Here is a 1,290-nt window from a genome sequence, read left to right as displayed (position 1 = left end):
TGGCGGCCCTCACCGTCCTTAATACGAGATCCCAAATCCCAAGCAGAAGGCCCGAACATTATCTACGAGGTCAGATTGACTGCCTCCACGGCTCAGTCAGAGAGAGGTCCTTCCGCCTGGGCTCACCCCCTCAAAGAAGGGGCGATAGGGTGTGCCGTGATTGACCACGGCGTGTACTGTGCGCGCCATTTTAGCCGCGATCGCGGTGTAGGCTTTGCGGCGCAGATGAGCGTTGTGTCGGTCCTTTGAGATATAGCGTTCGAATTTGTCCCGGAAGCTGTTGGTCTTGGTCAGGACTGCCGTCTGGCCCGCCATCCAAAGTGTGCGGCGCAGTCGGGCATTGCCGTACTTCGAGATCCGGCTCCGGCCACGGAACATGCCGGACTGCACAGTGGCGAGGTCCATGCCGCAGAATTTTAGAAACTGCCGATGATGCCGAAAGCGGCGCAGGTCTCCGGCTTCCGCCAAGATGGTCATGGCATTGATCGGCCCGATGCCGGGGATGGTTGTCAGCAGCTGATAGTCCGGCAGATCGGAGAGCAACTCGACTGACCGAGCCTCGATCTCGTTGCGCTGGCGGACAAGGCTTCTGCCTTCGGCAATCACCATTCGAAACATGCGCACAGCATCGGAATCCGGGTCGACAGGCAAACCAACCGAGTTGACAGCCGTAGCGTAAATGTCTGAAAGAAAACGCTCTTTATAGACCTTTTTGCCAACCACCTGCCAGGCATCCGCGATGAAGTCATCCTGGCTCATGGCTGTGATCATTGTCGGCGTCGGATACTTCTCGAGGAAAGCCAGGAACCAGTCGGTTCGGGAGCTACGATGAAACCTTTCAGCCTCAGGAAAATACAGCGGCAGGTAGTGCGTAAGAATGCGGTGCCAGAGTTCGGTCTTCGAACGCGAAACGATCTCGTGCGTCTTCGATAGTTCCTGAATATCGGCAGTCCCGACGACCAGCGGGTCATGAAAGAATTGCACGGCGCCAATCTCCAGCATGTGCAAGATGACCTGCGCATCCTTCGGGTCGTTCTTGTCCCAACTGTTGTGCAGAGCCTCCCGTGTTCGGGCAAGGCCGACCGAGGAGACCAACTTCAATTCAAAGCCGGCTTGGCCAAGATGGTGGGCCAACGTTCGGTGGTAGTTGCCGGTCGCCTCGAACCCGATCCGCACCGGCAGACCATAACTGGCAAGAGCCCCAGACAGGCGTTGGAAGTCCTCCAGTGTGTTCAGGATCGTCATGCGCCGACGACGCTTCTTGCCCGGCACCCCGATCAGTACCTCATG

General features: G+C 57.8%; 1 protein-coding gene. It reads right to left on the bottom strand.

Going from position 1 to position 1,290, the window contains the following annotated elements; translation table 11 throughout:
- Positions 1–96: 96 nt before the first annotated feature.
- The coding region (locus BM225_RS21505) for an IS110 family RNA-guided transposase (RefSeq protein ID WP_143095451.1) at positions 97–1,290 on the bottom strand (1,194 nt) is incomplete at its 5' end.

Source organism: Donghicola eburneus, from assembly GCF_900115865.1.
In the GTDB taxonomy this organism is placed as follows: Bacteria; Pseudomonadota; Alphaproteobacteria; order Rhodobacterales; family Rhodobacteraceae; genus Donghicola; species Donghicola eburneus.
Note: the sequence above shows the minus strand (reverse complement) of the source record. Positions and strands in the feature narration are given on the sequence as shown.